Raw genomic sequence first — 15,860 nt, forward strand, 5'->3', positions numbered from 1 at the left:
AGAAAAAACATATGGCTACTATACTCGTTGCAGACGACGATGCGAACATTCGTGAACTCGTCTGTCTATTTCTCAAAAACGATGGATTCACAACAGTGGAAGCTGCGGACGGTAAGGAAGCTCTCACTATATATGGCGAAACTCCAGTGGATCTGGTCGTCCTTGATATTATGATGCCTGTCATGGATGGTTGGGCACTGTGCAAAGAACTCCGAAGAGCCAATCCCGACCTCCCGTTACTCATGCTGACGGCGAGAGGAGAGACTTGGGAGAAGGTGAAAGGATTCGAACTGGGTACGGATGATTATTTGACCAAACCGTTTGATCCATTAGAGCTGACCGCTCGTGTCCGAGCATTACTGAAACGATACAAAATCGGCTCCACACACACAATCCAGTTTGGCAACGTCATTCTGGACCGTCAGACGTATAAGGTGATGAGAGGTGCAGAGTCGCTTACGTTACCACTTAAGGAGTTCGAATTGCTGTATAAGCTTGCTGGAACACCAGGACAAGTCTATACACGTGAGCAATTAATCGATCAGATATGGGGTATTGATTACGCGGGAGATGATCGAACAATAGACGTACATATTAAACGCCTGCGCGAACGATTCGCCACTACACCTGATTTTCGGATTGAAACGGTGCGTGGGCTAGGGTACAGACTTGAGGTCTATGAATGATCAGATCCTTATATATTCGTGTTGTTCTGACCTTTCTGGTGTCAGTCATCACAGGCACGATTATTTCATTTTTTATGTCAACCTGGATATTCGAAGATCAATTGAATGAAAATGCTCAAATTAACATACGCAACTTTGGCCAGGACGTTGTGCAGATTTATAAGACGCTGCCTGCTGATGAAGCAGAATCATTCGTTAGTAGAATGAAGCAACTTGATTCGTATCATATTCGAATTTATGATGCAACGGGCAAGTTCCAGTCTTATGGGAAGCTTAACGAACATAAATCATCCCCCGTATCGACGGATCAACTCAAGAAGGTGTTAAACGGAGGGGTTGTGCAGGACACACCTAAAGGTATCGCTACCGTTCTTTTGGGGCTACCGATCAAGACGGAAACGGGTACAAGAGCGATGTTTCTAGAAACACTCTCACCGCCCTCAGCCTCTTTTGTGGTCCAGTTTGGCTTGATTTTTGCAAGCTGTTCCTTGATTGTAGGAAGTTTGTTGATTGTGGTTGCTTCTGTATATCTGGTTAGACCGATCAAAAAATTGACCAAAGCGACCAAACGGATTGCAGCTGGAGACTTCAACGTCAAGCTGAACATTAAACAAACGACGGAGATTGGTACATTGGCCCGCAGCTTTGAAGAAATGATGCATGATCTTCAGCAGTTGGAGCAGATGCGCAGGGAATTCGTTACCAATGTTTCGCATGAGGTTCAGTCTCCGCTCACCTCGATATCCGGTTACGCTTCGGCACTGAAGCAAGTAAATCTCTCAGAACAAGAACGAAACCGTTACCTGGATATTATCATCTCAGAAGCAAAAAGAATGTCCAAAATGAGCGATAGCCTGCTGAAGCTGAGTTTGCTTGAATCGCAGTCACAGCAACTACGGCTCACCACCTTAAGCCTTGATGAACAGATCAGGCGGGTCATCGTGGCGCTTCAGCCGCAATGGTCTGGGTGCAACATTCATTTCGAGCTTGATTTGGAGAACGTGAAGGTAACGGCTGATCACGATCAGTTAAATCAGGTATGGACAAACATCATCGGAAATAGCATCAAGTTTTCCGAGGATGGCGGTATGATTAAAGTCAGTATCGAAGAGGACTTCAAAAATGTGACTGTTCGAATATCCGACACGGGCATTGGAATTCCCCTGGAAGATCAGAAGCGTATATTCGACCGTTTTTTCAAGGCAGATCGTTCCCACAGCCGCAAATATGACGGGAGTGGTATGGGACTTGCTATCGTTAAACAGATCGTCTCCCTTCATCAGGGTGACATCCAAGTGGAAAGTGAACCTGGTCAAGGCACGACCTTTATGATTACGTTGCCCATCCATCCACCAACGGATAGTTAGGCTCACAGGTTAGGCCAATGAATAGAATATCCATCGGATTATCTAAACCAAATGTTCATGTCCTATGTAACATGCAAGCTTCCTTGTATGTTACATAGGACATTTTTTTTTGCTTGTTCATACTCCGTTCATATTCCGGTCATGGGGAGTACATCTTTCTTGATTAGGATTTCTTAAGTAGCCTGCCAGGCCAATATACAGATGAGGATAGGAGCAGATGAATGTGAATCAACAAGCAGACAGAGAAGTCCAGAGTAAGAGCAAAACCAAGAAAGTGTTAAACATTTTGTTTAAAGTACTTTGCGCAATCATTATAGCAATCTTACTTTTTGTAGCTATCGTATATACCGTCAATAAAATCAGCAGTTATTCGGAGCAAAAAAGAATGGAGTCGTATGGTCAACATGTATCCGTAGACGGAAAAAATATGAATGTGTTCATTCAAGGCGAAGGCGAGGAAACGATTGTGCTTCTGCCTGGTTTTGGAACAGCGGCACCAGCGCTTGATTTTAAGCCTCTCATCTCCGAGTTATCTCCATATTATAAAGTTGTCGTTGTTGAGCCCTTTGGTTACGGATTGAGTGATCAGACCAAAAAGGAACGCAGCACAGCAAATATCGTCAGTGAAATTCATGAAGCGTTACAGCGTCTACATATTGATCGGTATATCTTAATGGGTCATTCCATTTCGGGGATCTATAGTCTGGATTATGTGAACAAATATGCAGATGAAGTAAGTACATATGTCGGGCTGGACACCAGTGTTCCAGCGATTAGTGAACAGAAGGTTGAAGCATCAGAAATCGTACCGATTACATGGTACCGTAACTTGGGTTTCCCACGTTTGCAATTGAAAATGAGTGATGATCCATATGCTGGGCTACCGTATGATGAACAAACCAAAGAACAATTGAACATTTTGATACAAAAGAACATGTTTAATTCAACTCAATTAAACGAGATTGTAAGCATGTATTCCAATTTTAAAGCAGCTGAACAGTTAACGTTCCCAGTCGATCTCCCGGTTCTTTTCTTTGTTCAAAAGAATCATCCGGCAGTGGACAATTGGGTTCCCGAACACGAGAAGTTAATAGAGAACTCTATACATGGTGAAATGGTGCTGCTGGAAGCAAATCATTATTTATACCGTTCCCATGCCAAAGAAATCGCTGAAAAATTCAGGGGGTTTATGGGAGGAATTCAATAACTCCACTATCCATTAGAATAAGCGCCTGTTTCGTCACGTCATAACATTTCTTTACTTGTTCATATTCAGTTCATATTGACGTCACGGGCAGTACATTTTCATTGGATAAGATTTCATTAGTAGTAAAAAAGACAATCGAACTATCAGTTCAAGACAGGAGAAGATAACACTGACGACGCAGCCTGCGGAAAAGAAAACAAAGAATAGATCAAAGGCCAAAAAAGTGAGAAACATGATACTGAAAATAGTAGGAGCAATCGTAATCGCCATTATTCTATTTCTAGGTATTGTTTATATCACCAATGTGATCAGTAGTAATTCAGAGGCCAAGAAAATAGATTCCTATGGTCAGCATGTATCTGTAGACGGGAAAAATATGAATGTGCTCATTCAAGGCGAAGGCAAGGAAACGATTGTGCTTCTGCCTGGTTTTGGAACAGCAGCACCAGCGCTTGATTTTAAGCTGCTCATTGACGAACTATCACCATATTACAAAGTTGTGGCGGTTGAGCCATTCGGTTATGGATTAAGTGATGCTACTGAAAAAGAACGAACCACAGAGAATATCGTAAGTGAAGTTCATGAAGCTCTGCAGCAACTCGATATTCATCAGTACATGCTCATGGGTCACTCCATTGCAGGCATTTATGGCATTGATTATGTGAACAAATATCCGGATGAGGTCACGGCATTTGTCGGAATTGATAGCAGTGTTTCAACACAACCGGGTATGGATGCCAAATTACCTACTAAAACGTTCGCATTTCTTAAAAAATCAGGTCTCCAAAGATTGGTGGTCAAATTTAGTAGTGACCCCTATGCTGGACTCGCATTTGATGAACATACCGTAGAGCAGATGAACATGCTGTCGAATAAAAACTCGAACAGTTCCACGACTTTGAATGAGATGGACCATATTGCTTCCAATTTTAAAGGAGCCCAAGGTTTAACCTTTCCTAAAGACCTGCCACTTCTTCTCTTTGTACAAGCGAATAATGAAGGTGTAGAAGGATGGATACCGCTGCATGAAGGGCAGATCAAAGATTCAGTACATGGGAAAGTAATCACCATGGATGGCGAACATTACTTGCACCATACGTTATTCAAAGAAATAGCTGAAGATGTTAGAGCATTCATGAACGAAGCGAAATAATAATTCTGTAAAAGTCCGTGATGAGAGAGAGGAATTCAATTGAGATTATTTGAGATACTGTTAGTTCTATCCTGTTTCGCGTTACTCATAGACCTACTATTTATTAAAAGAAGTGCAAAGAAAATAGGTTTGGGTTTGGGTATAGGAAGTAGCGTTATATTATTAGTGCAATTGTTTGTTGAGGGATACAGATGGCAGTTGCTTTTGGTATATATCATGACGGCTCTATTCATAATCATCGTTTTATTCAGACATTCCGATAAGATGGCGAATCTTAAAATAGGGAAGTTCTTGAAATATAGTTTATCTTCCTTAATCGTTATTTTGCTTGTTGGTTCTACCGTCTTGTCTGTATACTTACCTGTTTTTAATCTGCCGAAGCTTGATGGTCCAGAGAAGGTGGGTACTCAAACATTTCATTTAACAGACCAGAACAGAGACGAAATCTTCACTGAAGATCAAAACGATAAGAGAGAACTAATGGTTCAAGTTTGGTACCCAACTGAAAACAGCAATAATAACAAGCGTGACACGCTGTTTCCAAAAGATAAAGAAATGTTCAAAAAGTATATTCAGAGCTTCTCTAATTCTTTAAAACTGCCCGAATTTTTGCTCGACTACTTGAAGTATAGTCAAACCAACTCTTATGAAAATGTAGAAATATTACCTTCTACAAGTCCTTATCCCGTGGTACTACTATCTCATGGTATGGGAACCAGTAGAGTTCTACATGTATCACAGGCCGAGAATCTGGCCAGTCATGGGTATATCGTGGTCACCATCGATCATACGTATAGCACCTTTGCTACTCTTTTTCCAGATGGCCGTGTAACGGATTATAAAAAAAGCACGACTACACTAGATGAACGTACAAAAACAGGGAGTATATGGACGAAAGATGTGGAGTTTGTAATCGATCAAATCGAAAAGCTGAATTCAGGTGCAATCGAAAGTCAGTTTAAAGGGAAAATCGATCTAGATCACATCGGCGCGATGGGGCATTCTTTTGGGGGTGCAACCGCGTTTAATGCAACGTATTTAGATCAGAGAATCAAGGCCGGGGTTAATATGGATGGGTCACTATATGAAGTGGAAAATAGAGATAATATAAACAAGCCGTTTATGTTCATCCGATCGGGAAGTTTTGAAGACTGGTTCGCCAACTTTGAAATGGATAGAAATTCGGATGATGAAGTAACTAAATCTCTTTCAGATGAGCTGCACATTATGAAAAATGTTATGAATCATGGGGGAAAAGTGATCTATGTAGAAGGAACCCAGCACTTCAATTTCACGGACCTTCAGTTCTATTCAGAGCTGGTTAAACTGTCCGGTATCACAGGAGATATCAATGGTAAAAGAGGATCAAACATCGTAAATCAATATGTACTCGATTTCTTTAACAAGCAACTGAAAGGAACGGGTGGAGATCTGATTCAGGGACCAAACGACTTGTATCCGGAGGTGAAATTTGTAGACCCAGAAGAAATCAAATAACCAAAACACTTAAAATTCAGGAGATGATGTGAATGGGACGACAAAAGGGAAAACGAACTTCAATCGCCGTGTTAACGCTGGCATTAACGATGTTAGCTCCAATGTCTGCAATGGCTGCACCTCCTACAAGTAGCAGTGATTTTACGTATGAACCAACCAAGAAAACGGTGATGGAGAAAGCCAAGTTACTCACCGAGAAACATGGAATCACAAGCCTGCAATATGCCCTTATCGATGGTGGCGAGATTGTGGTGTCCGGTCAGACGGGCAAAAACGATAAAAACAACAAGGTGCCTCTTACGCCGGATACGATCTATGGCATAGGATCAACGAGTAAAATGTTCCTCACAGCTTCTGTTATGAAGTTAGTTGAAGAAGGCAAGGTGGATTTGGATCTGCCTGTTGTGAACTATATACCTGATTTTCAGATGAAAGATCATCGCTACAAACAAATCACACCACGCATGCTGTTGAATCATTCTTCCGGTCTGCTGGGAGGCACGGGCAGTAATGCCACATTGTACGGGGATAATGATACGTACTCACATGATACGTTTCTGGACCAATTGGCGAGTCAAAACCTGAAGGCAGATCCGGGCGCGTTCTCGGTGTATAGTAACGATGGTTTTACGTTATCCGAGATTATGGTTGAACGTGTTAGCGGCATGAGTTTTACAGCTTTTATACACCAATATTTTACGGAACCTTTGGACATGAAACATACCAAAACACCACAGGATGTGGTTGACACGGCAGCAATGGCGGGAATCTATTCTCCTATGTATGAGGGTCAGCTTCCACAAGAGAATTATAATGTTATCGCTACTGGAGGCATTTATTCCACCGCTGAAGATCTTGCGAAGTTTTCACAAATCTTCACGGGAGAGGTCCAAGGCATTCTTACCGATAAGTCTGTAGAAGCCATGGCGCAAGAAGAATACAAAAAAGGCATGTGGCCAGAGGGTGGCGATACGTCTATATCTTACGGATTAGGGTGGGATAGTGTAAATCTGTACCCATTCAGTGAATATGGTATCAAGGCAGTAACAAAAGGTGGAGATACCATATCGTATCACTCATCATTAGTCGTACTGCCGGAATATAATCTGGCTGCAGCCGTTACCTCATCAGGTGGGACAAGTGCCAAAGATCAGTTCATTGCGAGTGAATTATTACTCAGCGCACTTGAGGAAAAGGGCATCATTACAGAACGGAAGCCGGAAAAATCGTTTGGTGTTCCAGTGAAGGCAGATATACCTAAAGAAATAGCCACGAATGCAGGTATATATGGCGGCAATAATTCGGTTAAGAAGATCGAAATGAATACTGCTGGACAAATGACTGTATCCACACCTTCAGCTCCAAGTGATCCGGTTCAAAAATACACCTATACAGCAGATGGTACTTTTGTTAACGATGAAGGCACGGAAAAGTTGAAATTTGTTAAGGAGAAGAATGGAAGGACTTATCTGTGGTATCGATCTTATATATCCTTACCAGGACTTGGACAATTGGCTTTCTCCGAATATAAAATGGAAAAGCTGGAAGCCAATGAATTATCCCAGGATATTACGGCCTCATGGGAGCAACGTGAAGGTAAAAAATATTACCTTCTGAATGAGAAATATACATCAACGGTTTATCTCAATTCGGTACCAATTCTCCCTATTCATTTGGACAAAGAGACGCCTGGGTATGTATCCAATACTAAGATTATTGGAGCGAACGAAGCAGTCACGGAGCTGCAAATCCCTGGCCTGGCTGGACGTGATACAAAGGAGATTTATTTTGCTAAAAAGAACGGAGTAGAGTACATTACAGCCGTTGGTAGCATATACGCCAGTGAGGAAATGGTACAACCACTCTATTCGGGGAAACAATCTCTAGCAACGATTCAAGCAGATGGATATGCCAGATGGTTTTCGTTACCAGCAACGGTGAAAGGAAAAGTCATGACGGTTAAAATGCCTGCAACTGGCGCCTTTGCCGTATATGATCAGAAGGGTATTTGTATTAATCACACCGTAGTCAGCGGTCAGAATGAGGTTGTATTACCAGAAAACGGCCGCATTGTATTTGCAGGTGACGTGGATTCCACATTTGAAATTACATTAAAATAGATGTTGTACCGTAGTTAGTTTTATGAAAGAAACTAAGAAAGCAGCCGATCGAAGTAATCGGCTGCTTTTGTTCAATTTAACTATAATTAGTTTGTCACTTCAGTTAGAATTCTTCGCTCTTGCTCAACTGAAGAATTATTCTTTTTTAGGAGAGTGGAAACGATGCCTACGATATTGGTTGCTGACGACGATGCGAACATTCGCAAACTCGTCTGTTTATTTTTGCGCAACGAGGGATTTACATCTATCAACGCCGCAGACGGTAAGGAAGCCCTGGCTATCTATACCTCCACGTCAGTCGATTTGGTTATTCTTGATATTATGATGCCGGTCATGGACGGATGGGCATTATGTGAGGAACTTCGAAGAGCCAATCCGGATCTTCCGTTACTAATGTTGACGGCAAGAAACGAGACCTGGGAGAAAGTACAAGCATTTCAGCTCGGGACAGATGACTATATGACGAAGCCATTCGACCCGCTTGAGTTGATGGCTCGCGTCAAGGCACTGTTGAAACGATACCGTATAGGATTAACGCAGACGATCCAATTAGGAAACGTTATTTTGAACCGGCAGACTTATAAGGTCCTGAGGGGTACAGAGTCGTTCACCTTGCCGCTTAAAGAGTTCGAATTATTGTATAAACTTGCTGGATTACCGGGACAAGTCTATACGCGGGAGCAATTAATCGATCAAGTTTGGGGAATTAATTATACTGGCGATGATCGAACGATAGACGTGCATATTAAACGTCTACGCGAACGTTTTGCAGCTATCTCCGATTTTCGCATCGAAACGGTGCGGGGACTTGGCTACCGGCTTGAGGTGCAGGAGTGATCGGTTCTTTATATACACGCGTAGTCCTGACCTTTCTGGTCTCCGTGATCGGGGGCACAATCCTTTCTTTTCTTGTTACAACCTGGATATTTCAAGATAAATTAAACGATAACTTACAAGGCTCCTTGCTTGACTTTGGCCAGGATATCGTCCGCATTCACGAGACATTGCCGTTACATGAAGCAGAAATGTTTATAAGTGAAATGAAACAACTCAATTCCTATCACATTCGAATCTATAAAGCAACGGATCAATTCCAATCCTACGGAGAACTTAAAGAACAACATCCTTTCCCGGTGACGACGGAACAAGTGAAGAAAGTGCTGGATGGGGAAAGGGTCCAAGTCAATGGGATCGATACGTTCTTCTTGGGATTGCCGATAAAAACTGAAATGGGAAGCAAAGCAATGTTTGTAGAGCCCCTCACTTCCTCTTCCACCTCATTTCTCATCAAGTTTGTTGTAACTTTTATGATTTGTTCGTTAATAGCAGGAAGCCTATTGATACTAATTGCGGCTATGTTTCTGGTGAGACCGATCAAAAAGCTGACAGAAGCGACCCGGCTTATAGCTGCCGGAGATTTCAATGTCAAGCTTAATATTAAACAAAAGGGTGAGATAGGTACTCTGGCTCGTAGTTTCGAAGAAATGATGCACGATCTAAAGCAGCTTGAGCAGATGCGCAGGGAATTCGTAGCAAACGTGTCCCATGAAGTTCAGTCTCCGCTCACTTCCATTTCCGGTTTTGCTATAGCGCTCAAGCAGGTAGACCTCCCGGATGACGAAAGAAGCGATTATCTCGATATTATCATCACTGAAACTGCACGAATGTCCAAAATAAGTGATAGTCTGCTAAAGCTGAGTTTGCTTGAATCTCAATCATTGCAAATGCGGCTCGCCACGCTCAGTCTGGATGAACAGATCAGACAAGTAATCGTCGCTATTCAACCCCAATGGTCGGCCCGTAACATTCAGTTCGATCTTGATTTGCAGCCCACCAAAATCATGGCCGATCATGACCAGTTAAATCAGGTGTGGATCAATATCTTCGGCAATGCCATAAAATTTTCCGAAGATGGTGCCCGAATTAACGTCACGATCAAACAGAATATCAAGAACGTGACGATCCGCATATCGGATTCGGGTATTGGTATTCTCCCGGAAGACCAAAAGCGTATATTTGACCGCTTCTTTAAAGCAGATCGTTCCCACAGTCAGAAATATGAAGGAAGCGGTATGGGACTAGCTATTGTAAAGCAGATCGTCTTGCTTCATCAAGGGGACATTCGGGTGGAGAGCGAATATGGACGAGGAACGACTTTCATAGTCATCTTGCCAATCACAACACCCACAGAGTGATTGGATTTCATGTCTTCTCTTAGCTATGACACCCTGTATAAACCTCCTTGCGTATGATGATGCAAACTTTTTTTGCCTGTTCATCCCCCGTTCATGCTGCAGTCATTAGGGGGACATCTTGGTTTGTTATATTGTCTTTAGCGCCCACTTTAAGGTGGCTTAACACAATGATGAAGACAGGAGTAGATGCAAGAATGAAACCAAGAGAGGTAACAAAACTGAAGATGAGTGTGAGGACAGCAAGAAAGAGAAATACTATAGCTGCTGTGACTCTCATGCTGACGATACTTGCCCCAATGTCTGCAATGGCCGCACCGGCTCCCATGAACAACAGTAACCTTACGTATGAGACAACAAAGAAAGCCGTGATCGAAAAATCCAAATTACTGACCGAGACGTACGGTACGACGAGTCTGCAATATGCACTGATCGATGGTGGAGAGATTGTGGTGTCCGGTCAAACGGGCAAAAACGATATAAACGATAAGGTGCCTCTTACTTCGAACACCGTCTATGGCATTGGTTCAACCAGTAAAATGATGCTTACAGCCGCTGTAATGAAGCTGGTTGACGAAGGCAAGATTGATTTGGATGCGCCTGTTGTGAACTATATGCCTGACTTTAAAATGAAAGATAACCGATACAAACAGATCACACCCCGTATGTTGCTGAATCATTCCTCCGGTCTTCTGGGCACCTCAACCAGCAATGCCACCTTGTACGGAGATAATGACACGTATTCACATGATACGTTTCTGGAGCAATTGGCGAATCAAAACCTGAAGGCAGATCCCGGCGAATACTCAGTCTACAGCAACGATGGCTTTACGTTAGCCGAGATTCTGGTCGAAAGAGTGAGCGGCATTGGTTATACCGCATTTATACACAAGTATTTCACGGAGCCTTTGGATATGAAACACACCAAATCACCACAGGATGTGCTTAATCCGTCAGACATGGCGGCAATCTATTCCCCTTTTTATGAGGGACCACTTCCAAAAGAGAATTATAATATCATCGGTACTGGAGGTCTGTATTCCACCGCTGAAGATCTGGTCAAATTTTCAAGAATCTTCACGGGAGAAGTTGATGGTATTCTTTCCAATAAGTCTGTAGAAGCTATGGCGCAAGAAGAGTATAAAAGAGGCATGTGGCCAGAGGATAGCGATACGCTGATGTCTTACGGGTTGGGGTGGGATAGTGTGAACTTGTTCCCATTCAACGAATACGGCATTAAGGCCGTTATGAAAGGTGGAGATACGTTATCTTATCAGTCCTCATTAGTGGTACTCCCGGAATATAACATGGCTGCAGCCGTTATCTCTTCAGGCGGGTCAAGCTTAACCAATAATTTCATAGCGAATGAATTATTACTCAGCGCACTTGAGGAAAAGGACATCATTACAGAACGGAAGCCAGAAAAATCATTTGGCGTACCCGTGAAGGCCAATATGCCTAAGGAAGTCTCCAAGTTTGCAGGTATATATGGTGGCAATAATTCAGTTATGAAGATCAAAATAAATACGGCTGGACAAATGACTGTATCTTCACTTACAGCTCCGAGTAATCCGGCTCAAGAATACACCTATACAGCGGATGGTACTTTTGTTAACGACGAAGGCACAGAAAAGTTGAGATTCGTTGTGGAGAAAAACGGGAATACCTACCTGTGGTCTCGATCATATATATCCGTTCCAGGACTCGGACAGCTGGCTTTCTCAGAATATAATGGGGAGAAGCTTGAAGCCAATAAATTATCCAAGGAGATTAAGGCCGCATGGGCAAAGCGCGATGGTAAAAAATATTATCTGGTGAATGAGAAATACACATCCATGGTCTATCTCAATGCTTCATCGATCCTGCCTATTCAGTTGAATAAAGAGAATCCGGGATATATGTCCAATAATAAGATTATTGGAGCCAACGAAGCAGCCAATCAATTGCAGATTCCGGGTACTGCCGGACGTGATACGATGGACATTCATTTCTCCAAAAAGAACGGAGGAGAGTATCTTACATTTTCAGGTTATGTATACGCTAGTGAGGAAATGGTGAAACCAATCTATTCGGGTAAACGATCCGCAACAACCATTCAAGCAGATGGATATGCCAAATGGTTTTCGGTACCAGCGACTGCGAAAGGAAAAGTCATGACAGTGAAATTGCCTGCAAATGGAGCCTTTGCTGTCTATGACCAGACCGGAATTTGTATTAATCACAGCGTAGTCAGCGGTAAGAATAATGTTGTTTTACCAGAAAACGGCCGTATTGTATTTGCAGGTGAGGTTGGTTCCAAATTCGAAATTTCATTAAAAAAGTAAATGAACTCAACAGGAGAGAACCATCATGATGAAAAAAATATTAATCATTTTGCTCAAAATATTCGGAGCCATCGTTATCGCTTTTGCATTATTTATTGCCACTGTTTTTATTGTTAATGTATTTAGCAACAAATCGGAAGAAGGGAAAATAAAACCCTATGGTCAGTTTGTAGCAGTTGACGGGAAAAACATGAATGTGTTGATTCAAGGAAAAGGAAAAGAAACGGTGGTATTGCTTCCTGGATACGGAACACCTGCCCCAGCCCTTGATTTCAAACCGCTGATCGATGAGCTATCTCCATTTTACAAAGTCGTTGTCATTGAGCCTTTCGGTTATGGATTAAGTGACATTACTGAAAAAGAGCGTACCACTGAAAATATGGTTAGTGAAATTCATGAAGCGTTACAGCAACTTGGTATTCATAATTACACGCTCATGGCTCACTCCATTTCAGGGATATACGGCCTGGATTATGTGAACAAATATCCAAACGAAGTAAGTTCATTTGTGGGAATTGAGAGCAGTGTCCCAACGCAGGGAGGTAATGATGATCCATTTCCAACCGAAACGTACAAACTGCTTAAAAAATCAGGATTCTACCGATTGTTAATGAAACTGGCCCCTGATCAACTGATTGCACCCGATGTTGATGATGAGACCAGAGAACAAATTAGAATACTTTCACTCAAAAATACGTTTAATCCGAACAACCTGAATGAAGGCGAAAACTTTGGTCCTAATTTCAAAGCAGCTGAGAACTTGTCCTTCCCCAAAGATCTTCCGTTGATTTTCTTCTTACAGGCGAATGATACGGAAACGGAAGGCTGGATACCCTTGCATGAAGAGCAAGTCAAAGATTCTGTGCATGGAAAAGTGATGACATTTGAGGGAGAACATTATTTGCATCACACCCGATCCAAAGAAATGGTTCAAGAATATAGGAAGTTTATGAGTGAGATAAAATAGTATTGTCGCCAACAAAAGAAGTCGCGAAATCGCGGCTTTTTTTTTGTTGGCAAAATGATGAATATACAAGCGTAGTTACTTTATTGGAAAATTTAGGTTGACACTTCTTTTTATCGCGTATACAATCGTATACATGAATACGCTGTATACATATGTATACACGTTATGGGGGTGGCAAATATGAGAGATCGTCCTATCGAAGAGAAGGATGGAAGTGTACGTCAAGTTGAGCGTCCGAGACGTGATATGAGTGACAATGAGCAACGTGGTGAACGTTCCAGACGTGGAAGAGGTCATGTTGAACATGAGGGAAAACGGGGCCGTGGTGCGCAAACATTCCGTCGCGGCCGAATTCTTGTATTTCTGGAACAAATGCAGAATCGAAGAACAACGCTCGCCAGACAACTTGGTCAGGAGGAGTATGAACATATTCGCCCGATAATCAGTGGGGAGTTGAAAGCCATTGATCAGGTCATCGACGAGTATATCCATCTTTTCGAGCTGCAAAATGAAGATGTAAACCCCAATAAGGATCTGGAGAGTGAGAGTGAATAAGTATGATTCGTCGTTTTTTTTCGTATTATCGTCCCTATAAAAAACTGTTTTTGATTGATTTTGGATGCGCTGTACTCGCAGGTCTTCTGGAGTTGGCTTTCCCCCTTGCCGTCAGCAAATTCATTAATGAATTGTTGCCAGGTCAGGATTGGCCTCTCATTATGCTTGCCTGCGTCGTGCTGTTATCCATCTATGCACTTAATACCGTATTGAACTATGTAGTTACATATTGGGGACATATGCTGGGCATTAACATTGAGACCAACATGCGTGAGAAGATGTTCGCTCACTTGCAGAAGCTGTCCTTCCGGTTCTTTGATAATCGTAAAACAGGCCACTTAATTGGTCATCTTACGAATGATCTGAATGATATCGGCGAGGTTGCTCACCATGGACCTGAAGATGTGTTCATCGCAGTGATGACATTAATCGGATCGTTCTGGCTGATGGCTAACATTAATCTGGAGCTTGCGCTGCTTACCTTTATCATTATCCCAATTATGGCTTGGGTCATTATCGTATTTGGTGGCCGCATGACAAAGACCTATCGGCGACTTTTCGGAGACGTCGGCAATTTCAATGCGCGTATTGAAGACAACGTCGGCGGTATGCGTGTTGTGCAATCGTTCGCCAACGAAGAACATGAGAAAGAACTTTTTGCAGTGGACAATCAGAATTTCCGTAAAACCAAACTGCTTGCCTACAAAACGATGGCGAAAAGTATCTCGGTGAGTTATATGATGATGCGACTGGTTACGGTGTTTGTCATGATCAGCGGGGCTTGGTTTTATATCGATGGCAGAATCAATATGGGTGACTTTATGGCCTTCCTGCTTCTGTCCAATATCTTCTTCCGCCCGATCGAGAAAATCAATGCCGTCATTGAAAGTTATCCAAAGGGCATTGCTGGTTTCAAGCGTTATCTGGAGATCATTGATACAGAACCTGAGATTGCGGATAGCAAAAACGCCGTTGAATTCGAAAGTGTGAAGGGTGATATTCGCTTTGAGAACGTCTCGTTTGGATATGAATCCAGTCGGCGTATTCTAAGTGATATCAGTCTGTCTGTTCGACCAGGGGAAACCGTTGCTTTTGTTGGACCTTCGGGTGCAGGCAAAACGACAATCTGTAGCCTGTTGCCTCGATTCTATGAGGTAGAAGAGGGACGTATCACTGTAGATGGTGTGGACATTCGTAACGTTAAGCTTCAATCCTTGCGCAAGCATATCGGAATCGTTCAACAAGATGTATTTTTGTTCTCGGGTACCATTAAGGAGAATATTGCTTATGGTGATCTGAGTGCAACGGATGAACAAATCTGGGATGCCGCCCGTCGTGCCTCATTGGAGGAATTGATTCTTACGTTGCCGGATGGTATGGATACTGTCATTGGCGAGCGTGGAGTTAAGCTATCTGGAGGACAGAAGCAACGGTTATCTATTGCTCGTATGTTCTTGAAAAATCCACCCATTCTTATTCTGGATGAGGCAACCTCAGCGCTGGATACGGAAACGGAAGCACTGATCCAGCAATCACTCGCTGAATTGTCGGTGGGCAGAACTACACTTGTGATTGCACACAGACTGACAACTATCAAGAATGCAGATCGAATCATCGTAGTAAACACAGATGGTATCGCTGAGCAGGGCAACCATGAGGAATTGGTCGCCGCTGGAGGGATATACAGCCGTCTTCATCAGGTGCAATATAGTCACTCTTAATCCATGTAAATTGAATTTACACTGGACACTCCGATGACAGAACAACCTTGCCGCGCATATGCGTGGCTTTT

General features: G+C 42.7%; 12 protein-coding genes. All 12 read left to right on the forward strand.

Annotated elements, in window-relative coordinates; translation table 11 throughout:
* Positions 1-11 precede the first annotated feature (11 nt).
* The 12 genes from MKY95_RS14930 (at position 12) to MKY95_RS14985 (ending at position 15,789) form a co-directional block, all read left to right on the forward strand.
* Entirely contained in the window at positions 12-686 is a 675-nt protein-coding gene (locus MKY95_RS14930; RefSeq protein ID WP_282321525.1) for a response regulator transcription factor, read from the forward strand.
* Positions 683-2,053 (forward strand): HAMP domain-containing sensor histidine kinase, encoded by a 1,371-nt coding sequence (locus MKY95_RS14935; RefSeq protein ID WP_339199478.1) that lies wholly within the window; start codon positions 683-685, stop codon positions 2,051-2,053. Before MKY95_RS14930 ends, MKY95_RS14935 begins: the two co-directional genes overlap by 4 nt.
* A gap of 217 nt (positions 2,054-2,270) precedes the next feature.
* On the forward strand, positions 2,271-3,260 hold the full coding sequence (locus MKY95_RS14940) for an alpha/beta hydrolase (RefSeq protein WP_051447071.1): 990 nt from the start codon (positions 2,271-2,273) through the stop codon (positions 3,258-3,260).
* Between the two features lie 232 nt (positions 3,261-3,492).
* Positions 3,493-4,413 carry an alpha/beta hydrolase gene (locus MKY95_RS14945; RefSeq protein WP_051447070.1) on the forward strand — a complete coding sequence of 307 codons (921 nt, stop codon included), beginning with the start codon at positions 3,493-3,495 and terminating at the stop codon, positions 4,411-4,413.
* 165 nt (positions 4,414-4,578) lie between these two features.
* Entirely contained in the window at positions 4,579-5,910 is a 1,332-nt protein-coding gene (locus tag MKY95_RS14950; RefSeq protein ID WP_339199483.1) for an alpha/beta fold hydrolase, read from the forward strand.
* Positions 5,911-5,942: 32 nt separating this feature from the next.
* A complete protein-coding gene (locus MKY95_RS14955) occupies positions 5,943-8,030 on the forward strand; it encodes a serine hydrolase domain-containing protein (protein ID WP_339199486.1) in 2,088 nt (695 codons plus the stop codon).
* A gap of 162 nt (positions 8,031-8,192) precedes the next feature.
* Complete coding sequence (locus MKY95_RS14960) at positions 8,193-8,867, forward strand: response regulator transcription factor (protein WP_339199489.1); 675 nt, start codon at positions 8,193-8,195, stop codon at positions 8,865-8,867.
* Positions 8,864-10,225, forward strand: coding sequence for a HAMP domain-containing sensor histidine kinase (locus MKY95_RS14965; protein ID WP_339199492.1), 1,362 nt, complete (start codon positions 8,864-8,866; stop codon positions 10,223-10,225). The genes MKY95_RS14960 and MKY95_RS14965 overlap by 4 nt, the downstream gene beginning before the upstream one ends.
* A 194-nt stretch (positions 10,226-10,419) precedes the next feature.
* Positions 10,420-12,546 (forward strand): serine hydrolase domain-containing protein, encoded by a 2,127-nt coding sequence (locus tag MKY95_RS14970; protein WP_339199979.1) that lies wholly within the window; start codon positions 10,420-10,422, stop codon positions 12,544-12,546.
* A 25-nt stretch (positions 12,547-12,571) separates the two neighbouring features.
* Positions 12,572-13,513, forward strand: a complete 942-nt coding sequence (locus tag MKY95_RS14975; protein WP_339199494.1) for an alpha/beta hydrolase — start codon at positions 12,572-12,574, stop codon at positions 13,511-13,513.
* 180 nt (positions 13,514-13,693) lie between these two features.
* Complete coding sequence (locus MKY95_RS14980) at positions 13,694-14,068, forward strand: hypothetical protein (RefSeq protein ID WP_339199496.1); 375 nt, start codon at positions 13,694-13,696, stop codon at positions 14,066-14,068.
* Positions 14,069-14,070: 2 nt separating this feature from the next.
* A complete protein-coding gene (locus tag MKY95_RS14985) occupies positions 14,071-15,789 on the forward strand; it encodes an ABC transporter ATP-binding protein (protein WP_036670808.1) in 1,719 nt (572 codons plus the stop codon).
* The last annotated feature ends 71 nt before the right edge of the window (positions 15,790-15,860 follow it).

This window comes from Paenibacillus sp. FSL P4-0176 (genome assembly GCF_037975265.1).
GTDB lineage: Bacteria > Bacillota > Bacilli > Paenibacillales > Paenibacillaceae > Paenibacillus > Paenibacillus amylolyticus.